Below are 23912 nucleotides of genomic sequence, written 5' to 3' on the forward strand. Positions count from 1 at the left end.
TAATACTTTTAATTATTGGGCAGATTTTAATACGATATATCCGGTATGGCGCGTCATGTTACCATTGTTGTCCCAAACGTGCAGCACGTAGAAGTACGAGCCGTCCGGCAGCAACTTGCCCGTGCCGCTGCCTTTGTTCGCCTGGCCGTTGAAGTTGTTCGACTGGTTATGGTAATTGCTGGTGGAGTATATGGTTCCGCCCCAGCGGTTCACGATCACGATTTCATTCCTGCTATATTTTTCAATGTTTTCTATGATCAGCACATCGTTTTTACCATCTCCGTTTGGCGACAGGCCCTTGTGCACCCTGATCTCAAGGTCCGGTACCTGGTCATCGTTCAGGATGGCGCCGATGGCGGTGCGTTTCGTGCCCAGTACGGGCGGTTGCTGGCCTGTAGCTACCGTAGCGGTTTTTAGTTTCAGCGCGAAATATTCGTCCGATTCATGCACGATGTCGCCGATCACTGGTACTTCTATTTCCGCTTCATCGGAAAGTGCCGGTATTATGATCTGTTTAACATGGTCCTGGAAGTCCTCTCCCGCCCTCGCACGCTGCGGGTCTTTGTCCGCGCCCGCGCCTTCAAATGCATCGGCGAATTCGTATTCCAGTACGATGGTCCGTGTGCTCTGGCGGCTCAGGATGACCTTGAACGGCATGATCTCGACACCAGTGTTGCTTTCCTGTACCCTTGCCGTGTCTTTGCTGAAGCTGATCTCCAGTGCATCGTTATCTGTTACGGCCGTTGCAGTATTGCTGCTGGAGCCTTTGCCATAGGTCTGTCCCGCACCGCTGTGCGGCTGGATGGCGAGGTTCACAAAGCCGTTGTCATCATTGGTTTCGTTATCTATAAGGTTCAGTATAAAGCTCACTTCAGTTTCACCGGCGGGAATGGTCACGGTCAGGTTCGCGCCTGTTCTCGGCACGGTGGTGGTCACGCTCCTGATGCCGTCGTGCTGGAGGCTTACCGTTACCGGCATGTCCGCAGACGGGGCCTGTGAAGCTTTCAGCGTTACAGAAAGGCCCGCGCCTTCCGTTGCGGTAGTGGAGGTGAATATTTCCACGGTGATCACATCATTGTCGTACAGGTTCACACTGGCTGTATTCTGCGATGCAACCGGCCATGTGATGGCGGGAAGCGATGCGCTGGCGGCGGTCAGCTGTATGTTCACTGTCTCGGTGCCTTCCAGGAGGATATCGTCTTTCGGAGTGATGTTGATCACTGCCTCTTTCGATCCCGCGGGGATGGTCACCGTGCCGGACAGTGTGTGGTAATCGGTTCCTGCTGCAGCGGTGCCGCTTACGGTGTAGGTAACTGTTACCGGCACTGAGGCCGTGAGTTGTGTATTGGCGAAACGAACCCTTACACTGCCGGCAGTTGAAGGCTCGGTGGCGTCTGCGATCTTCTCGACGAGAATGCTGCGGTCCGCGGAGGTTTCGTTGTCGGTGATGTTCAGTGAAGCGGATTTCACGGCGTCCAGCGTGGTGCTGACCGTGTTGCCGAAGTAAACGAAGCTGCCGGCGGTAAGTGTTACCTGTACAGTTTCAGTGCCTTCCACTATGTGGTCGTCCACTACAGTTACCGGTACCGCGATGGCGGAGGTGCCCGCTTTGATCACGGCTGTGCCTGAGAGTGCGCTGTAATCCGTTGCTGAAGTGGCGGTGCCGCTTACGGAGTATAACACCGTCACATCATACGGTGCGGGAGCCGCGCCGGTGAGCTGTATGCTGAAGCTTCCATTGGCTGAAGGCTCTGCTCCGTCCGTAGTTTTTATTACAGTCACATTCAAGGCCGGTGCGGGATCCCCGGGGATGTTCACCTGTGCAGAAGGCGTTACGGTGAAACCGGCAGCGATGCCTGTAAGGCGAAGGATCTCATCTGCTTCGGTGAGATGGTCCTGTATTGCCGTCAGGTCGATCGTTACTTTATTCTGGTCTTTGGCAATAAGGGCCGCGGGCGTTATGGTAAAGTCCGCGTTCACTGCGTTGAAGGCGCCGTCAGCCGCCAGGTTGATGGCGATGGGCAGTGCCGTGGTGATACCCACGGGCAGTGACAATACCATTTTGCTGGTGTTGCCTTCGTGCAGGGTGGTGGAATCTATGCTAATGGTGATCTGCCTGTTCGCGGGGTTCAGACCAGTTACATCCGTGATCTGGATATCGGCCCCGGAGAACGTAAATCCTGCCGGTGCGCCACCGTCCACCCTGATCGTTTCCACCGGTTCAATGATACCGTCTTTCACCGCGGAGATATCGAATTCCGCACTGCTGTTCGTCATAGCCGGGATGGTGATGCTCACCGGTATCTGGGTATGATCGGTATCCGCTGCGGTAGAGGTAGCGGCGGTTTTAGACATTGTTACTGTAATAGGCGTGCCGGATACGATACCATCCGGCAGTTTCACTTTAAAGTCGCCAGTAGCGTCTTCCGCTATGCTGCTGCCATCGGGCACGAGAGATATCACGGTGTTCAGCGGATCCAGGCTGGTAGCATCTTCAATGGAGATGGTAATACCTGTTACGCTGAAGCCCGGAGCCGTTCCGCTCAGCTGTAGTGTTTCCAGCAGTTCCAGGATATTGTCCGTTGGTGCGGTGATATCGAAGGTGGTGCTGTGCTGGCCGCCCGGAATGGTTACGGATGCGGGCAGTATGCTGTGGTCGGAATTGATGGCGGATGACAATGCGTCTTTAATGATATTCACCTGGATGTCGCTGGCTGCCGTCAGTGCGCCCGGTAGGCTCACGGTGATGGTCGCCGTACCGCTTCCTTCGCGGATGGTGGCGTTGCTGCTGGTGAAGGAAATAGCGCCGCCGAAATTGGCGTCCTGTACATCCAGCAATACGGTGCCGATGAATGTGAAGCCTGTGGAGGATGGTATCAGTTCCAGTTTTTCCACCGGTTCAATGATAGCGTCCGTATTGATATCAAGCGTGAGCGTACCGTTGGAGCTTCCGGCGGGGATGGTTACCGTTACCGGGATGCCGCCCGCGATATCGGCTGCGTTCACAGCCGGTGTGGCTGTGCCTTGTGTTAATTGTATCACGATCGCGTTCTCGGTGGTTACGCCGGTGGGCAGGCTGAAAGTGTAAACTACCTGGTTGCCTTCTGTTGCAACCCCCGGGCCGTTTACGGTGATGGTCTTCACAGACACGTCCGTGATGGTCACATCCGCGTTATCTGATGAAGTATGACCGGCAATTGTAACGGTAGCGGAGAGCTTCAGCAGTTCTGATGACTCGATGATATTGTCTGAAGAAACATTCACATCGAATTCTGTGTCGCTGTCTCCCGCCTGGATGGTTACGGTTGCCGGGAAATTGACATCAGCCGTTGTGAGGCCCGCGGATGAACCGGTGGCTTTGCTCAGGTTGATGGTGATGGCTTGTGTGGAAGTAACACCCGCAGGGAGACTCACTTTCAGTTTCACCATGCCGCCTTCAGCTACTGTGGCGGTGGCCGGGGTGAGGGTGATATCCACCGGGCCGGAGTTATCCGTAATCGTTACAGTCGTGCCGGTCACGGGGATGCCCAGGGCGCTGGAACCATCGAACACTACTGTTTCATCGGCCTCCAGTAATACATCTGTATTGGCGGCCAGGGTAAATGTACCGGTAGTGGCGCCTGCATTGATCGTGATGGTGCCTAATACGCCGTGTTCGGTATTTCCGGCGGTGGAGGCGGCATTTTTACTTAAGGTCACCACGATATTGCCGGTAGAGAGCACCCCTCCTTTTAAGGTGGCGGTGATCACTGTGCTGCTGCCTTCAGCTACATTGACCGGTGCCGCGGAAAGCTCAATGTTTGCGCTGGCCAGATCCTGGTCGGTAATATCAAAGCTAACTGGCTGACTGAATGTGAACCCTCCGGTGGCAGACGGTGTCAGTATCAGTTTTTCTGTTGTTTCGATGAGATTGTCTGTCGCGGGAATAAAGTTTACATCTACATATGCGGCACCGGCGGGAATCACCACGGCAGGCAGGCTTTGCAGATCTGCCAGCGCAGCGGTTGAACTGCCATCGCGGGTGAGCGAGACAGTGATCGCGGATGTAGAAGTAATGCCCGTCGGCAGCGCGAACCGGTAGGTACCTGTGGCGCCTTCTGCTATCGTGGCCGGGCCGGTTACGGTGATGGTTTTGTTAGATACATCAGTGATGGTTACATCGGCTTCGGAAGCGGAAGTGTATCCAAATACTGTGGCACTGGAAGCCAGTTTCAGCAGTTCAGCACCCTCAATCACGTTATCCGCCGTACCGGTCACATCAAATTCAATCTCACCCAATCCAGCCGGAATGGTTACCGTTGCCGGGAAGTTTACATCGCCGGCATCCAGGCTGGCGGACGAACCGGCGCCTTTGCTGAGCGTTACGATGATCGGCTGGATGGACGTGATGCCTGCGGGCAGGATTGCTTTTATTTTCACCAGGCCGCCTTCTGCTACGGTAGCGGTGGCTGGCGTTAAGGTAATGGTTTTGTTCACGTTCGTACCGGTGGCATCGGTGATGGTCACGGTTGTGCCAGTCACGGCGATACCTTGTGCATTGGTGCCTTCAATCACCACCGTTTCATTTGCTTCCAGCAGCTGATCGGTGCCGGTTGTGAGGGTAAATGCTCCAGTGGTAGAACCTGCATTGATGGTAATGGTACCCAGTGCGCCATGTTCAGTACTTCCGGCTGTGGAGCTGGCATTTCTGCTTAAAGCGATGGTCAGATTATTAACGGAAGTAATCCCGCCATTTAATGTCGCAGTGATCACGGAACTGGTACCTTCGGCAACGGTGGCCGGTGTGGCGGACAGCGTAATGCTTGCTCCCGTCAGGTCCATGTCAGTGATGGCAAAACTTACGTCCTGCGTGAAAGTGTACCCTCCCGCTGCGGAAGGTGTCAGGGTGATATTCTCCAGGCCTTCAATCAAATTATCATCAGCTGCTTCAATCACCACGTCCACAAAGCCAACACCAGCAGGGATTACGATGGGAGAAATATTTTCCAGGTCCGCCATCACAGCGGTGGAGCTGCCGTCGCGGTTGAGCGTGATGGTGATAGCAGATGTGGATGTAACGCCCGTCGGCAGTGCGAAGTGGTAAGTACCGGTAGCACCTTCTGCTATCGTGGCCGGGCCGGCTACAGTGATGGTTTTGTCAGTCGCATCAGTAATAGTGATGTCTGCTGTGTGCGTAGAGGTGTAACCGAACACTGTGGCGCTGGAAGCCAGTTTCAGCAGCTCAGCACCCTCGATCACGTTATCCGCTGTACCGGTCACATCAAATTCAATCTCACCCAATCCAGCCGGGATGGTTACCGTTGCGGGGAAGTTTACGTCACTGGCATCCAGGCTGGCGGACGAACCGGCGCCTTTGCTGAGTGTTACCACGATTGGTTGGATGGAAATGATGCCTGCGGGCAGGGTTGCTTTTATTTTCACCAGGCCGCCTTCTGTTACCGTGGCGGTGGATGGCGTTAAGGTAATGGTTTTGTTCGCGTTCGTACCGGTAGCGTCGGTGATAGTCACCGTTGTACCAGCCACTGCGATACCTTCTGCATTGGTGCCTTCAATCACCACCGTTTCATTTGTTTCCAGCAGCTGATCGGTGCCGGTTGTGAGGGTGAAGGTTCCAGTGGTAGAACCTGCATTGATAGTGATAGTGCCCAAAGTACCATGCTCAGCATCTGCAGCGGTAGAGCTGCTATTTTTGCTTAAGGTCACCAAAATATTGCTGGCAGAGAGTACGCCGCCATTTAAGGTAGCAGTGATCACGGAGCTGGTGCCTTCAGCAACGCTGGCCGGTGCGGCGGACAGGGCGATACTTGCGCCGGCCAGGTCCTGGTCGGTAATATTGAAAATCACAGACTGCGTGAAGGTGTAACCTCCGGCAGCTGAAGGTGTCAGTACCAGGTTTTCCGTTGACTCTATCAGGTCGCCAGTCACCGGTTTAAAATCGACGTCCACATATGCCGTATTTGCGGGGATCACCACGGAAGGCAGGCTTTGCAGATCTGCCAGTGCGGCGGTGGAGCTGCCATCGCGGGTGAGTGTGATGGTGATGGCTGACGTAGACGTTACACCAGTCGGCAGCGCGAAGTGATAAGTACCGGTAGTACCTTCTGCTATTGTTGCAGGACCGGTTACCGTGATGGTTTTATCTGTGGCGTCTGTAATAGTAATATCTGCTGCATCCGTCGAAGTCTGACCAAATGCAGTAGCACTGGATGACAGTTTCAGCAGTTCGTCCGCTTCAATCAGGTTGTCTGTTTCACCTTCTACATCAAATTCAATCTCACCCAATCCAGCCGGGATGGTTACCGTTGCGGGGAAGTTTACGTCGCCGGCATCCAGGCTGGCGGATGAACCGGCGCCTTTGCTGAGTGTTACCACGATGGCCTGGCTGGTCGTGATCCCGGTAGGTAGTTTTGCTTTTATTTTTATTACTCCACCTTCCGCTACGGTCGCAGTAACCGGTGTTAAGGTGATATCTGCCGGGCCGGAGTTATCCGTGATCGTGACAGTTGCGCCGGTTACGGCAATGCCTTGCGCATTGGTACCTTCAACTATCACTGTTTCGGCGTTCTCTAATAATTGGTCCGTATCGGTAGTCAGGGTAAATGTGCCGGTGGTCGCACCTGCATTGATCGTAATGGTACCCAAAGTGCCATGTTCAGCATCGTCAGCGGTAGAGCCGGAGTTTTTGCTTAAGGTAATCGTCAGGTTATTAACTGAAGTAATGCCACCGTTCAAAGTAGCGGTGATCACTGAACTGGTGCCTTCGGCTACACTGGCAGGCGATGCGGACAGGGTAATGCTTGCACCAGCCAGGTCCATGTCAGTGATAGCAAAACTTACGTCCTGCGTGAACGTGTACCCTCCAGCTGCGGAAGGTGTCAGGGTGATGTTCTCCAGGCCTTCAATCAAATTATCATCCGCGGCCTCAATCACCACATCCACAAAGCCAACACCAGCAGGGATTACGATGGGAGCAATATTTTCCAGATCCGCCAGTGCGGCGGTGGAACTGCCATCGCGGGTAAGTGTAATAGTGATAGCTGACGTAGACGTTACGCCCGCCGGCAGCGCGAAGTGATAAGTCTCCGTAGTACCTTCTGCTATTGTAGCAGGACCGGTTACCGTGATGGTTTTATCTGTCGCATCAGTAATAGTAATATCTGCTGCATCCGTAGAAGTCTGACCGAATGCGGTAGCACTGGATGACAGCTTCAGCAGTTCGTCCGTTTCAATCAGGTTATCAGTTTCTCCGGTTACGTCAAATTCAAATTCATTTCCTCCTATTGGAATGGTTACCGTAGCAGGGAAAGTCACATCACTCGCATCCAGGCTGGCGGATGAACCGGCTCCTTTGCTGAGTGTTACTACGATGGCCTGGCTGGTTGTGATCCCGGTAGGCAGTTTTGCTTTTATTTTTATTACTCCACCTTCTGCTACAGTCGCAGTAACTGGTGTTAAGATGATATCTGCCGGCCCGGAGTTATCCGTGATCGTGACAGTTGCGCCGGTTACCGCAATGCCTTGTGCATTGGTGCCTTCAACTATCACCGTTTCATTTGTTTCCAGCAGCTGATCGGTGCCGGCTGTGAGGGTAAATGTACCGGTGGTCGCACCTGCAGTGATCGTAATGGTACCCAAAGTACCATGCTCAGCATCGTCAGCGGTAGAGGCAGCGTTTTTGCTTAAGGTAATTGTCAGGTTATTAACTGAAGTAATGCCACCGTTCAAAGTAGCGGTGATCACGGAACTGGTGCCTTCGGCTACACTGGCAGGTGATGCGGACAAGGTAATGCTTGCACCAGCCAGGTCCATGTCAGTGATAGCAAAACTTACGTCCTGCGTGAAAGTGTACCCTCCAGCTGCGGAAGGTGTCAGCGTAATGTTCTCCAGGCCCTCAATCAAATTATCATCTGTTGCTTCAATCACCACGTCAACAAATCCAACACCAGCAGGGATTACGATGGGAGCAATATTTTCCAGGTCCGCCATGACAGCGGTGGAACTGCCATCACGGGTAAGTGTAATAGTGATAGCTGACGTAGACGTTACGCCAGTCGGCAGCGCAAAGTGATAAGTCTCCGTAGTACCTTCTGCTATTGTAGCAGGGCCGGTTACAGTGATGGTCCTATCAGTCGCATCTGTAATTGTAATATCTGCTGCATCCGTCGAAGTCTGACCGAATGCGGTAGCACTGGATGACAGTTTCAGCAGTTCGTCCGTTTCAATCAGGTTATCTGTTTCTCCTTCTACATCAAATTCAATTTCGCCTGTATTAACCGGGATCGTCACCGTAGCAGGGAAAGTTACATCAGCTATTGCAAGAGAAGCAGAGGAACCCGCTCCCCTGCCGAGCGTTACAGTAATAGCCTGGCTGGTCGTAATACCATCACGCAGTTTTGCTTTTATTTTTATAACCCCACCTTCCGCTCCTGTTGCGGTAGCAGGTGTTAAAGTCACTGTTTTATTGGCATTCGTCCCGGTAACATCTGTAATAGTGATGTCTGTACCCTGAACGGTATAACCACCACTTGCGCTGCCACGTACTTCCAGCACTTCATTCGGTTCAAGGATATCGTCGGCTGTAGCCTGGATGTTTACTTTTGCGGAAGTATGTCCTGCCTCAATATGGATAGTACCCAGCGCACTATGATCTCCCGCACCCGCCGTGGAAGTTCCTCCGCTGCTCAGCACTACATCAATGTCCGACGTTGAAGTAAAACCTTGCAAGGTAGCCGTTACTTCCGTCACCGTTCCCTCAGCCACGGAAAGCGGGTTCGCCGAAAGCTGTATTAAAAATCCTGCCGGATTAGTATCCACTACATCCAGCGACACCTGTTGTGAAAATGTATAATCCGTTGCAAGCAGCTGCATATTCAGGTGTTCCGGCCCTTCAACCAATGCGTCGGACTTCGCGTCAAAACTGACATCCACAAACGTGGTACCCGGATTGATCGTGGCCGTCAGCGGGTAACCGCCGTTAAAATCAGCACCGGATGTAGTAGTACCGGGCGCCGGTGTAAGCGTTATATCGATAGGCACCATGGTGGTAACACCTGGTGGTAACGCAATCTTATAATCAATACTGTTGCCTTCAGTTACAGTTGTGGCACCTGTTACTACCAAAGCAGTGTTCGCAGGTGTTTTGGACTGGTCAATGATACTCACAGACCCGTTGTCAGTCACGGCCTCGTCAAACACTGTCGCACTGGCGGATATCTCCAGCTCTTCCACCGGCTCAATAATATTGTCGGTCACAGCATTCAGCAGAAAGTCGATCTCACCGGCACCAGCCGGGATCTTCACCGGCAATGCATAATTATAATCGCCGGACTGGATGCCCGGGTCGCTGCCGATTCCCTGTGCCAGCGTAATGGTGATCTCTTCTGAAGTTTTGATGCCATCCGGCAGCCTTACCCACACTCTCACGTTGTTTCCTTCGTTCACGTTTGCCGCATCCGGCTCCACCCTGATCTGTTTATTGGCTACATTGGCGCTTGTCACATCATTAATAGTAAATGCCAGGCCCTGTACGGTGAAACCTGTTGCCGTGCCGGTCAGGTTGAGGGTTTCCACTCTTTCCAGCAAACCGTCGTCCGTAGCGGCGATATCAAATGTTATGGAAGGCGTACCGTTCAGGATGGTAACGGTAGATGGCGTTACGGCATAATCATCATCTCCCGCGGTAGAACCGCTGCCTGTCTGCAGCGTAATATTAATATCCGCCGTGGCATTGCCTGATTCCAGCGTTGCGGTAACCGTTCTCACCGGCTGGCCTTCCAGCATTACCGGGTCGCCGACTGAAAATATTATTTTCGTGCTGGCCGCGTCAGTAATATTAATCACCCGGGGTGGCGTAGTAGTAAACGCGGTTCCAAGAATATTGGAAGAAGCAACTACCGTCAGCGCTTCAGTGGATTCTGTAATGGCATCTGCCACTGCCTCCACATCGAAGGTCACATCGTTCTGCCCAACGGGTATGGTAACAGTTGCCGGCAGAATGTAATCACCCGCGGAGACGGTCGTACCCGCAGCGGTGGACAGCGTTACAACTACGGGCTCCTGGCTGCTGAGACCCGCTTTGAGCTTTACCCGCATCTGTGTGGTTTGCCCTTCTGTAATGTTGACAAGTGTCTGCGGATCCAGTATTATTTGTTTATTGCTGGGCGTCCTGGAGGATAAATCCCTGATAATGATGCTTCCGTTCACAAAGGTGAACCCGCTCACATTGCCCGTCAATACAAGGGTTTCGTCGCTTTCCAAAATAGCATTATCTCCTTTCAGCTGAATAGTAAACGGAACGAAATTAGCGTTTGGCATGAATGTAACCGTCAGTGGCAAAGGAGTATTAAAATCGTTCAGATCCGAAGTCGAACTTGGGTCCATTACGAGAGTCAGCGTGAAGCTGGAACTGAAACTAAGGCCCGCCGGCAGAGAAATCCTACCGTTTATGTTTTGGGTGCCGGCTCCTTCATTAACGCTGGAAGCGGTGAATGTAATGGTAAACTCGCGGCCGGCGGGGTTGTCAAGAATGTCGAGATAAGACGGGATAATGGTATATGCACCATAACCATCCGAAGCGCTGGCATCGAAAAACCAGAATTCCTGGTCTTCCAGCATGCCGTCATCCTGAAGTTGAATATCGTAGGTGGCGTCCTGGCCGTTCGCCGGGATTGTGAGCGACAGCGGGAACGCCGTGTCGAGGTCGCCGCCGTCCGCGGTATTGGCCGGGTTTATCTGGTTTATCGCGATCACGAGCGGCGCTTCCGTGGTAACACCCGCGGGCAGGCTGGCCGTCATAGTCACTGTGGTCCCTTCTGCTCCCTGCGGAACAGTGAAAGTAATAACCCGGTTATCAGGGTTCAGATGCGTGGTATCGGTAATGGTGATATCAGTGGTATGAACTTTAGGATCGCCGCCGATAGAGGTGGTCGCTTCTATTTTCAGTAACTCGTCCGTTTCCAGCACAAGGTCACCCACAGCTGTCAGCTCAAATTCTACTTCCCGCTGGCCAGCCGGAATAGTCACCTGCGCAGGCATACCGGAATAATCGCTGGTTTCCGCAGTAGATGCGCCCAGCTTGGCCAGGTCGATCACTAGCGGTGTTAATAGCAGGCCACCCGTCAGTTTCACTTTCACTTTTGTTTTTTCTCCTTCCTGAAGCGAAGTTTCCTCCGGTTCTATAAATATTTTGTTCTCATCGTCATCCACGATCGTGTACACCGAGGAAGTAGCCGTCCCCAGCTGAAGATGCGGCGCACAGGTGGGCGCAACCAGCGAAACAGTAAATGATCTATTGATGGAAGACTGCGTGGTGTTGCCGATAATTTCAATCGGCAGTTGCAGTTGTTCGTTGATATAAGTGCCGGGGAGAATGATGATCTTGTCCTGCAATACACGGTAATCCGTATTGAGCACGGCAGGATTGGCACCTGATGGTGTAACCTGTATTTCCAGCACCTGTGGCAGGTTAAAGGAGGCGTTGGCCACGTTCAGGAAAAGGCCGGTGATGGGGTGTGCCGCGTCACCCTCCGCCACATCCACAGTGGGGGCTGGGTTGAGGTTCAATTCGGCTGTTTCCATCATCATATTGGACCAGGTTATTTCCAAATTAGGATCCATCATATACAGGGCTCCCATTTCCGCGGCATCGTAGCCTACGGCAATCTGTTTCGTGTCATGTGAAATTTCGCCCGGTATGTCCGAGTTGAACATATTCAAAGCCGTATGTACAGCGATGCCGCTGTTGTCAGGCACTGTTTTGATCGTATTGGAAAGCGGGTACCCGTTACCCGCCCTCAGGTCCCTGTCTGGCACCGGCCCTGCGTAATAGGAAATGAAACCCTGCTCCGTTGTTTTGAAAACATGTGTCCCGCTAAGCCCAGAGGGGCAGTCGGCACCGCTTTTTGTAATCCCTACCATCCGCGGCGTGTAACCGGTAACACTACCGGACTCAATGTACTCATTGAACTGAACGTCCACCTCCAGGTCTTTAAAGCCCGTCCCGCAGGTTTCTCCATTCATCCAGGCGGCTTCGGAAAGATAAAAATGCACCCAATACGGGCCGCCTCCGGAAGCATTCGGCACTCCCTCCGCGGAGCTTAAATAATAGTTGATGAGGTAATACGATTTCCCTGCGGTATAAACATATTCAGTGGAAAGATTATAGTCTGCGTTAGCCGCGCTTTTGAAAGTGGTTTGCGTCACGACCCTCCAGGGATTACCGGCGCTGCCGTCTCCCACCACATTGGATATATTGCAGGCCCTCAGATAAGTAGGGGGGGTCTTGGGTTCCAGGATGCCCATTTTCCGCTCAAACACGATAGAAGTGCGAAGCCCTCCCCGGTCGTACTGAGGTTGGGCAGGATCCAGGCTGAACTGGTCCACGCCATTGCGGCGCACCATCACACTGGTATCGGTAATGGTGATCCTGAGGTCTCCCCCCGTTTCGCCACCAGTTGGATTGATAGTCACCGAGGGCGCCTGGGCGCTGGCCATACCGCTCAAAAGCGTGAGAACCAGCAATATACCCATGGCAGTGAAGCGGAACTTTCTCATGCCGGCAAACAGGGCGCTGTCTTTCTTAGGATAGGATAGGACTAACATAGTAACATTAAAATTTCTTTACATACACACTAGATATCGGGATACTGACGTTATATTCCGGATTTTCCCGGTGAGGAAAGCCTGGCTTTGTGTTAAAATGCACGGGCGTGGAATGCCTTTTCTCCTCTCAAAGCCCGCCAGGGGCGCTATTACATTACCAATGACTCAGAAAAATAATATGTAATAAACTGGCAATATACCTCACCAATTAGCAAATGTATATTATTTATAATATTAAAGCAAAAAATAATTGTATTTATTTCTCTATATATAAATATGGGGATGGTTCCGGGAAGTGTTCAGAATGAGGAAATACGTTCCCTAATTAGCATTATGTAGAAAGTTAAAATAAAGGTAGATTTGCAAAAATTTATTCGGAATGTCAACAATTGCTAAATCCAAAATTGATTTGAACCTCAAGTACAAAGTAAAAGACATGTCTTTGGCTGAATGGGGTCGCAAGGAAATTGAACTGGCGGAAGCCGAAATGCCCGGCCTCATGGCACTGCGCGAAGAATACGGTAAATCCCAGCCCCTGAAAGGCGCTCGTATTGCCGGTTGTCTGCACATGACCATCCAGACCGCTGTACTGATCGAAACCCTGGTAGCCCTCGGTGCTGAAGTACAATGGAGCTCCTGCAATATCTTCTCCACACAAGATCACGCCGCCGCCGCTATCGCTGCAGCGGGTATCCCTGTTTACGCCTGGAAAGGCCTGAACGAAGAAGATTTTAACTGGTGTATCGAACAGACCCTGTTCTTCGGCAGCCACGACCGCCCGCTGAACATGATCCTGGACGACGGCGGCGACCTCACCAACATGGTGTTCGACGTATATCCCGAGCTGATCCAGCACATCAAAGGCCTGAGCGAAGAAACCACCACCGGTGTTCACCGCCTGTACGAAAGAATGAAAAACGGCACCTTACCGATGCCCGCTATCAATATCAACGACTCCGTTACCAAATCCAAATTTGATAACAAATACGGCTGCCGCGAATCCTGTGTGGATGCTATCCGCCGCGCGACCGACGTAATGATCGCCGGTAAAGTAGCGGTTGTAGCAGGTTTTGGCGACGTAGGTAAAGGTTCCGCCGAATCCCTGGCAGGCGCCGGCGCCCGCGTGATCGTTACCGAAATTGACCCCATCTGCGCCCTCCAGGCTGCAATGGAAGGTTACGAAGTGAAAAAGATGGCCGATGCGGTGAAAGAAGCCGACATCATCGTAACTACCACCGGCTGCCGCGACATCATCACCGGCGAACACTTCAAAGCCATGAAAGACAAAGCGATCGTGTGCAACATCGGTCACTTTGATATCGAGATCGACGTAGCCTGGCTGAACACCAACTACGGTCATTCCAAAGTGGAGATCAAACCCCAGGTGGACAAATACACCATCGACGGTAAAGATATCATCCTCCTGGCTGAAGGCCGCCTCGTGAACCTCGGCTGCGCTACCGGTCACCCTTCATTTGTAATGAGTAACTCTTTCACCAACCAGACCCTTGCCCAGCTCGAACTGTGGACGAACACCGCCGCCTACGAGAACAAGGTATATGTGCTGCCCAAGCATCTGGACGAAAAAGTTGCCCGCTTGCACCTGAAAAAGATCGGCGTGGAACTGGATACCCTCACCGATGCCCAGTCTTCCTACCTCGGTATTGCCGTGGAAGGTCCTTTCAAACCGGAATACTACCGTTACTAGTCCTGACGGTAAAACATACAGCAAAAGCAGCGTCCTCCACGGACGCTGCTTTTTTTGCACTATAAGCCTATAACCTTATATTGTATCATTATAAGGCCACAGACTTATAATTAGGTATTATAAGGCTATAGCCTTATATTTGTGGTACTTACATCATGAAAACGAATGCAGCCGTTATAACCGGCGATGTTATCCAATCCTCCCAGCTCGCCCCCACAGCGCGTGAACACCTTCAAAAGGCACTGGATAACGCATTTGCGGCAGCGAAAAAGAAAGATAAAAATTTCAGGGCCGAACAATACCGCGGAGATAGTTTCCAGGCCGTGATCACTAAAAACCCGGAAACCGCCCTGCGCAGCAGCCTGATATTGATGGCCATGCTGTGGAAGGAAGATTTTAAAGCCCGCCTCGCCATCGGCACCGGCACCATTTCTTTTAATGCGAAAAAAATAGTTACTTCAGATGGTCCCGCTTTCAGGAACTCCGGCCTGTACCTGGACGAACTGAAGAAAAAGAACGGGCTTATATCCGTGGCAACCCCGGACGCAGACGTTAACCAGGAATGGGAGATCCACAGCCACACGCTTTCCTTCATCATCGAACGGTGGAGCCCCGCCCAGGCGGAAGCAGTGCTGGAACAACTGAACGGCCTTACACAGGTACAGGCCGCTGAAAAACTGAATATACGCCAGCCAGCCGTTCAGCAACGGCTGCAGGGCGCCGGGTGGCAGACCATCAGCCTGATACTCCGGCGCTTCGAACAACAGGTTCCGGCCATGTTCTAAACCATATCTTTATGTTATTACTCATCAAATGGCTGTGCGCCCACCTCATCGGGGACTTCGCACTGCAAACCACCCGCATTGTGCAACAAAAGCGCCGCCTCAAAGCAGGTTCCGGTTATCTTTACCTGCATTGCCTCATCCACGGTGCGCTCATTTACCTGTTCACCGCCGCATGGTCCCAATGGCTGGCGCCGGTAGCCGTTGCCGTTACCCACTATTTCATAGATCTCTGGAAGCTGCACCGTAAAGACAATGCGAAGAATTTTATCATAGACCAGGGCCTGCACCTGCTCGTATTATTCGTGCTCTGGCTGCAGGTGACCCACAGCTGGAGCGGCGTACCGCCCTTCCTGAGAAATCTCTGGCAGAACACGGAATTCTGGGCCATTGTACTGGGTTACGCCACCGTTATATGGCCGGCCGCGTTCCTGCTGGGATTCGCCACCAAACGCTGGCGCGACCAGATAGCGGACACACGCCTGAGCAACGGCGGCAAAGGTTCGCTCAGCGAAGCCGGGAAATGGATCGGGATATTCGAACGGGCACTGGTGCTCACGTTTATTATCACCAACCATTACGAAGGCATCGGTTTCCTGATCGCCGCCAAATCCATCCTGCGCTTCAATGACCTGAAAGAAAGCGAGAACCGCCGCGAAACGGAATACGTGCTCATCGGCACACTCATGAGCTTTTCAACCTCTATTTTTATCGGCTCCGTTGTGGTGTTCCTGCTGCAATAATTGTAATTTTGCGGCATGACCAAGCTGAGTGTTAACATTAACAAGTTTGCCACGCTGCGGAACGCACGCGGCGGCAACCTGCCGGATATTATACAGGTGGCAAAGGACTGCGAGCGTTTCGGGGCGGATGGCATTACGGTACACCCCCGGCCGGACGAAAGGCATATCCGTTACCAGGACGTACGGGACCTGAAACCCATCGTCACCACGGAATTTAATATCGAAGGATACCCTTCAAAGGATTTTATGGACCTGGTGCTGGAGACAAAACCCCACCAGGCCACGCTGGTACCCGATCCCCCCGGCGTACTTACGTCGAACAACGGATGGGATACCGTGCATTACCAGGCCTTTCTGAAAGACGTGATCTCTACCCTGAAAAAGGCCGGCATCCGCGTATCCATCTTCCTGAACCCCGATATCAGCAAAGTGGAAGGCGCAAAATCGGCCGGAGCGGACCGCATTGAGCTGTACACCGGCCCTTACGCCGAAGAATACACGAATGCGCGTACCCAGCCGCAGAACTTCCGCCTGTTCAACGACTATAAAAACACGGCCAGAGAAGCCTCCGCAATAGGACTGGAACTGAACGCAGGGCACGACCTGAACCTGGACAACCTCCGGTTCTTCAAACTTCACATCCCCCAGTTAAAAGAAGTATCCATCGGCCACGCCCTGGTATGCGACGCTATTTACTTCGGGCTGGAAAATACCATCCAGCTGTATAAACGGCAGCTGCAGGACTAATAAATTTTTCAAGAAAAGCCTACGTGGAACAGGAAAAAGCGTCATTGCGAGAAGCAGTGCGGGATTTTGTGCGGGGCGCGACGAAGCAATCTCCCAATATTGGAGCATCTCAATTCAATGAAGGAGATTGCTTCGTCGCCCTCCCACTTTAGCTCTGCTGCTCCTCGCAACAACGGGCTTTATCAGGACACTTCCAGTTTCTCCCAGCTCGTTTCCTTATACCGCATATACAGCAGGTACAAAGCCGAAAGGGAGATCAACCCGAAAAAAACCACCATTACCGTATAAGCCCAGCTGACGTCCGTGCCGATGAACCGCAGGCCGTAGTGCGCAAACCCGATACCGCCGGGAATAGCCAATATCAGCAGGCCTTTCAGGAAAGTGCCCGCACCCTGTTTAATGTTCAGCTGCGCTGAAAACGGCAGCTTCCGCAGGTAAATGGCCGCAAACACGAGGTTGATCAGCACCACATTCACAAGCCCCAGCAGCAGGTCCGGCACGATCCTGAACCCCCACACACTTATGGAAAACAGCGCGATCAGGATGTAAAACGGCAGGAAAAATTTCACCAGTGTAGCTTTGAAAGCACCCATCAGCAGCTCGCCGGGCACCTTTACCGGCGCCGCGTAATATACCCAGGCCGCTTTGAACTTGTCCGAATAAGTGATATTGCTGATGGCAGTGACAAACACAAAACTGCTGATATAAATAAGCAGGATAAACATATTCGTTTCCGGGAGTTTGGCCCAGGCCTCGCCCGGCGTGCCCTGCTTGCCGCTGAAAAGGAAATACACAAAATACACGACCACATAAGCCAGCGAAGGATACACCTTCAGCTTAAACTCGCGGCTGCGCCCCGTGATCATCCACACCAGTTCAAAAGAAAGCTGCTCAAGCCTGTTTTTGCTGGACAGGCGGGCCAATGTTTTGTAAAAAGGTTTTTTACCGGAAACGGTCCGCACCTTCTTTGTTTTCACCGTATCCGGCTCGCTTCCGCTGAGCATGGCCAGCTTCCGGTTAAAACTGGGGGCAAATACCCTCACCACCAGCCAGAGGCTGAAAAACGGCACCAAAATGGCCAAAAGGATATACAGGATATTCAGCCCGCTGAAGTCGAGGCTGGCCACGCTGAGATAAGCCCCCGCAAACCAGTACGTGGGCATAAAGTACACCCAGGGGTAATCCGCCAGGTTCAGCTCCGCCAGCTGCGACTTCTGTACCAGCTTCGGCGCGAGATAATAAGTGGCAAATACGATAATGGAAAAAATGATCTGGAGATAGTTCAGTATTTCTTTGAAACGCTGCGGCGTGGTGAGCTTCAGCGCAACCAGGTACACCGTGTTGATCAGAAAGATGCAGAACATGCTGAGCAGTACAACCAGTACGCCAAACCAGCAGCCCGGGCCAATGCCATACCGGATACAGATATACACAAAGGCCGGCAACGCCAGCGGCCCCACAATCTTTGAAATATGGATCATGATATGCAGCAGCCTGCTCACCACCACCGTCTTGTCATTCACGGGCCTGGGCAATATCACGTAGTTGTCTTTCACGTCTATCAGCACGCTGGTAAAATCCGATATGAGCGTAATGCTCATCATCACCATAAAAATGCTGAACCACAGGAAGAACTGGAGTATCAGGTTTTGCCCCATCATAAAAATGAACAGGTAAAAGAAACCCATCAGCAGCGATACCAGCACAATGGCCCAGGAACCGTTTTTCCGGGGTTTGTTCTGCTGCTGCTGGCGCATGCTGGTATAGGCATTGGGGCGGCGGTCGTCCATCTTCAGCTTCACGTCCAGGATGGCGCGCAGCTGGTTCACGTTCACGCCCATCTTTTTCCAGAGCGGGTTAAAGAGGGATATAAGGGCTAAGAAAAATTTGTTCATCGTGGTGTCTGTTTATTGGCCAAGGGCGTTGATAAATGCATCCGCGCTGGTGCTGTGCTGCTGTTTACCGGTGAGGCGCGCGAAGATCTGCTCCAGCGTTTCGTCGCCGGATTCCTTCAGGGCGCTGAAGGTACCGTCCGCCACGATGCTGCCTTCGTCTATCAGCACGATCCTGTCCGATACTTTTTCCACCACGTCCATCATATGAGAGCAGTAAAAGATGGTTTTGTTCTCTTTTTTCAGCAGGGTCATGATCTCTTTGACGATGATCACGGCGTTTGCATCGAGGCCTGAAAGCGGCTCGTCCAGCACTACGATCTGCGGGTTGTGCAGCAGGCCGGACGTGATGAGCACCTTCTGGCGCATCCCTTTGGAAAAGGTATCCATCCGCTGGTCTTTGTTTTCCAGCAGGCCGAAGGCCTGGAGCATCCGCGTGGCCCTTTCTTCGATGATGTCGTCTTCCAGTTCATAGAGTTTGCCTACGAACGACAGGTATTCCATGGGCGTGAGCACTTCATAGATCTCCGCGTTTTCAGGCACGTAACCAATGAGGCTTTTGATGGACAGCGTATCCTGCCGGAGGTCTTTCCCCAGGATGCTCACGTCTCCTTCAAAATCACTGAGCAGGCCGATGAGCACCTTTACCGTAGTGGACTTGCCCGCACCGTTCGGACCGATATAACCGATGATCTGGCCGGGAAATATGTCAAGGGTGATGCCTTTCAGCACTTGTTTGTCTCCGTAATTTTTCCTGAGATCCCTGATAGAAATAATAGGCTGCATATTGTTTTTTTCTCTTTTATAAAGTATAGGCTTCGTCCGGCTTCCAGCCGATGCGGTCACCGAATTTACCGAATCCTGTCCATTGATTGAGCGGAATACTGAGGCCGACGTGATTAAATGCGATGGCCCGCTGGTACCAGCTGCGTGCGTACCGGAGTTGTATTTTCTGAACGATCACGCCCAGGCCGAATGAAAACCCGCTCAGCCCGCCCGCATTGTCCAGGGCCAGTTCCCGCCGCCGCAGGTGGTTGTACCCCGCGGTCACTTCCACGTACCTGCCGATCTCGAATTGTGCGGCCAGCACAAAATGCCGGAACACGTTGTCCATCGTGCCGCCGTTCCTCCGGATGGTATCGCCGTTTTCGATGACGATGTTTTCCTCCGATGCGGGGTCCGCGTAACGTATATCGAATTGGTAAATGTGGTGAAGGGTGGCGGATAACTGCAGCGGCACATGTTTCAGCCGTTTGCTCACGCCTGCCTGCAGGTCAAAGGGAAGACCCTCGCGCTCGCCGGCGGTATACCGGGTGAACTGTGTGCCCATATTCTTCGCCAGCAGGCCCGCCTGCCAGCCGCTGGCGGTATCCCTGAAAGCAATGCCCACATCGGTGCCGATGCCGGTAGCCCTGAAATCGAGGTAACGCGAGCGGATGTATTTGATACTGATGCCGTACTGCCATTTTTCAAGGTATTGGCGGGAGGCGCTTACCTGCCAGTAGAAGTCCACCGGCCTGAAACTGCCCAGGATATTCCCGGCCGCATCCGTATGCGTCATTTCGCCGTAACCGGTGTACTGGATGCTGGTGGCAAATGTGGTGGCGATGGAGGGAACATGGTAGGCAAAAGCAAAGTTGGAATATTTCACGCCGCCAACATAGCCGGAATATCCCACCTGGAGCTGCGTATGCATGGAAGGCCGCAGCAGTGCGGGGTTCATCAGCCCAAGGCTCAGATCTTTCCCCTGCTGGCTCACCGTCATACCGCCCAGCGCGGTGATCTGCGGGCTCGGCGGAAGGTCCAGGAAAGCGAATGTCTGCCTCCCTCCCAGTACCTGGGCCCTGGCATAGGACGATAATAACAGTAATATGAGGAAATAGCGGTGTTTCAATGGTAACTTTTGCGGACGGTAAGTTACAATAAATGCATGCTATTTTAACGAAAAGCCGTAGTACTACGAACCTTATAGGATAGATATACGATCGTTATAGGATCGTTATAGGAGAAGAAATGGTAAAATAGTACCAAAAAGAACAAAGCCGCCCATCAAAGGCGGCTTTATTCAAACCCTTAAACAATCAACATGCGCTCACTTATTATAAAAAAGTGAACTTGGTTGCATGGCCTGCCAGGAATGACTGACCGTGCTTCCTATCTCTTTAATAACGCAGTTTCGAGCACTTGGTTCATTTCTCTTACATAATGGAACTTCAGCCCCTTTATATAGTCGGGATTGATGTCCTGGATGTCTTTTTCATTCTGCCAGCATAGGATCACTTCTTTGATACCGGCGCGTTTGGCCGCCAGTATCTTTTCCTTGATGCCGCCCACCGGCAATACCTGCCCGCGGAGGGTGATCTCGCCGGTCATGGCCAGGTACGGCTTCACGCGGCGGCCGGTATAGGCCGAGGTGAGCGCCGTGAGCATGGTCACGCCGGCGCTGGGGCCGTCCTTCGGCACAGCGCCTTCCGGCACGTGCACGTGGATGGTTTTGTCGCGGAACATCCTGGGGTCGATCTTGTAGGTGGCCGCGTTTGCCTGTAAATAGCTGAGCGCGGTCACGGCTGATTCTTTCATCACATTCCCCAGGTTGCCCGTGAGCTTCAGGTCGCCCTTGCCTTCGCTGAGGCTGGACTCGATGAACAGGATGTCCCCGCCCACGTACGTCCAGGCGAGGCCCACGGCTACGCCGCTCGGGTTGCCCGTTTTGTATATTTCATTGCTGTATTTCTGTTTGCCCAGCGCTTTGATCACCCTTTCTTCGGAAACGGTGTCTTTCAGTTTCGTGCCCATGGCCACGTCCTTGGCCAGGGAACGCATGATGGCGGCAAACTGCCTGTCCAGCTCACGCACGCCGCTTTCGCGGGTGTAATCGGCGATCACTTTTTCGATCACTTTGTTGGCAAAAGTGAACTTGTAATCCTTGAGGCCGTGCGCTTCTTTCTGTTTGGGCAGCAGGTGCCTTTTGGCGATCTCCACTTTTTCCTCGATGGAATAACCGCTCAGGTCTATGATCTCCAGCCTGTCGCGCAGCGCGAGAGGGATGGCGTTGATATTATTGGCCGTGGCGATGAACAGCACTTTGCTGAGATCGTATTCCAGCTCCAGGTAGTTGTCGTAGAAGGTACTGTTCTGCTCCGGGTCCAGCACTTCCAGCAGGGCGCTGGCGGGATCTCCGCGGAAGTCGTTGCCGATCTTATCGATCTCATCGAGGATCATCACGGGGTTGCCGGATTTCACCTTGCGGATGGTTTGCAGGATACGGCCGGCCATAGCGCCGATGTATGTTTTACGGTGACCGCGGATCTCGCTTTCGTCGTGCAGGCCGCCGAGGCTGAGCCTTGCGTACTTTCTGCCGATGGCGTTTGCAATGGAGCGCCCCAGCGAAGTTTTACCGATACCGGGAGGGCCTACAAAACACAGGATGGGCGATTTCATATCACCTTTCAGCTTCAGCACGGCCAGGTATTCAAGGATACGTTCCTTGATCCTGTCCATCCCATAATGGTCGTTATCCAGCACCTTTTTAGCCTTTTTCAGGTCGTAGCTGTCTTTGGTGAACTCGTGCCAGGGCAGGTCCAGCATAAGGTCCAGGTGGTTGTACACCACGGAATAGTCCGGGGTGCTGGGGTGCATACGCTCCAGCTTTTCTATGCCTTTGGTAAAAAGCTCTTTGGCGGATTCCGGCCACTTCTTCAGCTCGGCCTTGCGCTGCATTTCTTTCACCTCGCGGTCGTTGCTGTCCCCACCCAGTTCTTCCTTGATGCTTTTCATCTGCTGCTGCAGGAAATATTCCCGCTGCTGCTTGTCCAGGTCCTGTTTGGTTTTGTTGTTGATCTTGTTCTTCAGCTCAGCCAGCTGCAGTTCCACCTGCAGCAGTTTCATCAGCAGCTCCGCGCGTACGCGCAGGTTGTTGATCTCCAGCAGCCGCTGTTTGTCTTTTACCTCGCTGTTGAGGTTGCTGCTCACAAAGTGTATCAGGAAAGGAGCGTTCTCAATGTTTTTGAGGATAATGCTCGCTTCGGAAGGAATATTCGGCGAAAGCTGTATGATCTGCGCCGCCAGGTCTTTGATGGAAGACACATAGGCGTCAAACTCGGAATCGTTTTCCTCCATTTCGTCCGGCATCAGCTCGTAGCTGGCCTTGAAATAAGGATCTTCGGTGAGTATGCTGGTTATCTTGAAACGTTTGCGGCCCTGGATGATGATGGTAGTGCCGCCGTCCGGCATTTTGATCAGTTTTACGATCTTGGCCACAGTGCCCACATCGGAAAGATCGGTAATGCCGGGTTCTTCGATATTACTGTCTTTTTGCGCTACAACGCCAATCATTTTGTCAGTCTTGTACGCATCATTTACAGCCTTGATGCTCTTGTCCCTGCCAACGGTGATGGGCAGTACCACACCCGGAAACAACACGGTGTTCCTCAGCGGCAACAGCGCCAGTTCCTCCGGGATCTTGTCGTCCTCCTGCCCTTCGCCATCTTCATTCAGAGGAATAATGGGCATAAACTCCATTTCCTCTTCTGTATTGCCTAAGAAAAATGTATTCATCTGTCAGTTTTAAGTACCGGGACATATTGTCAGTCTCTCCCCTCAAAATGCCCCCAATTAAAGAGTATACCTATATAGTCAAATTGGGTGCCATGCTGAAAGATAATAAAAAAGACCGCCCCTTGCGGGTGCGGTCTCGCTCAGTTGTAGGTACACTTTTTATAATGTAATACCTACACCCAGTTGAATCGACTGATTCCTCCATTTTTCGGGAGAAGTCGTGTTTTCAAAAGTAACGTCGTTCACGTCGGAAATACCGATCACATAACGGGCACTGATATTTACAATGGGTAATTGCAGCCAGAGACCGCCCACCGCGGAAAATTCCCCGGATTTAAAAGCGGATTTCCCTTCTTCGAACACACTGGTCTTTTTACTGGTCATAATACCAAACTGGGGGCCTACCTGTAATTTAAAACGGGGAGAGCCCAGGTCTATGTTCGCGAGTACGGGAATGCTGAGGTAATTGAGTTTCGGTTTGTCTTCTTTCAGCTGGTCGATGTCGTATACGTCATCGAAATCGGAAGTTACTTCTGTTTTGGTGGAAGAAAAGATCAGTTCGGGCTGGATACCAAAACCTTTCATCAGGTTGATCTGGGCAAAAGCGCCGAGATGGTAGCCGAGTTTAAATGCGTCGTCATAACCTGTCCCGTCTAATTTGCCGAGGTTGGCGCCTCCCTTGATACCGAAGCGTAATAACTTTTGAGCGTTGGCAGTGGTGGATACGGTTACACAAGTGATGACTGCTAAGGCGAAAAACAGTTTTTTCATACATTGATTTGTTTAAGGTTAAGTCCTATTTGTGCTGGTTTGTCTTGATAATGAGCTCATTTCCATCCATAAGACGCGGGAGAAATCCCTGACCCCTACGGATAATACAAAA

The 23912-nt window shown here is 52.3% G+C and carries 10 protein-coding genes; 4 read left to right on the forward strand and 6 right to left on the reverse strand.

All coding sequences use genetic code 11. The features are described from left to right. Window positions 1–12: 12 nt before the first annotated feature. Entirely contained in the window at window positions 13–12600 is a 12588-nt protein-coding gene (locus tag EG028_RS03690; RefSeq protein WP_120515553.1) for a Calx-beta domain-containing protein, read from the reverse strand. A 409-nt stretch (window positions 12601–13009) separates the two neighbouring features. Here EG028_RS03690 and ahcY point away from each other — a divergent pair, with 409 nt between their 5' ends. The 4 genes from ahcY to EG028_RS03710 all read left to right on the forward strand — a co-directional run bounded on the left by ahcY (window position 13010) and on the right by EG028_RS03710 (window position 16580). Beyond that, window positions 13010–14308 carry an adenosylhomocysteinase gene (ahcY, locus tag EG028_RS03695; RefSeq protein WP_241559068.1) on the forward strand — a complete coding sequence of 433 codons (1299 nt, stop codon included), beginning with the start codon at window positions 13010–13012 and terminating at the stop codon, window positions 14306–14308. 155 nt (window positions 14309–14463) lie between these two features. Beyond that, on the forward strand, window positions 14464–15093 hold the full coding sequence (locus EG028_RS03700; RefSeq protein WP_120515551.1) for a SatD family protein: 630 nt from the start codon (window positions 14464–14466) through the stop codon (window positions 15091–15093). Window positions 15094–15104: 11 nt separating this feature from the next. Further along, entirely contained in the window at window positions 15105–15833 is a 729-nt protein-coding gene (locus EG028_RS03705; RefSeq protein ID WP_120515550.1) for a DUF3307 domain-containing protein, read from the forward strand. A gap of 15 nt (window positions 15834–15848) precedes the next feature. Continuing rightward, the gene (locus EG028_RS03710) at window positions 15849–16580 is read left to right on the forward strand and encodes a pyridoxine 5'-phosphate synthase (protein ID WP_120515549.1); all 732 of its coding nucleotides are present in this window, start codon (window positions 15849–15851) and stop codon (window positions 16578–16580) included. Between the two features lie 182 nt (window positions 16581–16762). Here EG028_RS03710 and EG028_RS03715 read toward each other — a convergent pair whose 3' ends face one another. From EG028_RS03715 to EG028_RS03735, 5 genes are all read right to left on the reverse strand, one after another. Then, on the reverse strand, window positions 16763–18475 hold the full coding sequence (locus EG028_RS03715; RefSeq protein WP_120515548.1) for a hypothetical protein: 1713 nt from the start codon (window positions 18473–18475) through the stop codon (window positions 16763–16765). A gap of 12 nt (window positions 18476–18487) precedes the next feature. After that, complete coding sequence (locus EG028_RS03720) at window positions 18488–19258, reverse strand: ABC transporter ATP-binding protein (protein WP_120515547.1); 771 nt, start codon at window positions 19256–19258, stop codon at window positions 18488–18490. A 16-nt stretch (window positions 19259–19274) separates the two neighbouring features. Then, window positions 19275–20366 carry a type IX secretion system protein PorQ gene (gene porQ / locus EG028_RS03725; RefSeq protein ID WP_120515546.1) on the reverse strand — a complete coding sequence of 364 codons (1092 nt, stop codon included), beginning with the start codon at window positions 20364–20366 and terminating at the stop codon, window positions 19275–19277. 260 nt (window positions 20367–20626) lie between these two features. Further along, complete coding sequence (gene lon, locus EG028_RS03730) at window positions 20627–23029, reverse strand: endopeptidase La (protein ID WP_120515545.1); 2403 nt, start codon at window positions 23027–23029, stop codon at window positions 20627–20629. Between the two features lie 159 nt (window positions 23030–23188). Then, window positions 23189–23800 carry a porin family protein gene (locus EG028_RS03735; protein ID WP_120515544.1) on the reverse strand — a complete coding sequence of 204 codons (612 nt, stop codon included), beginning with the start codon at window positions 23798–23800 and terminating at the stop codon, window positions 23189–23191. Window positions 23801–23912 lie beyond the last annotated feature (112 nt).

It is taken from the genome of Chitinophaga barathri, from assembly GCF_003807585.1.
GTDB classification, from domain to species: Bacteria; Bacteroidota; Bacteroidia; order Chitinophagales; family Chitinophagaceae; genus Chitinophaga; species Chitinophaga barathri.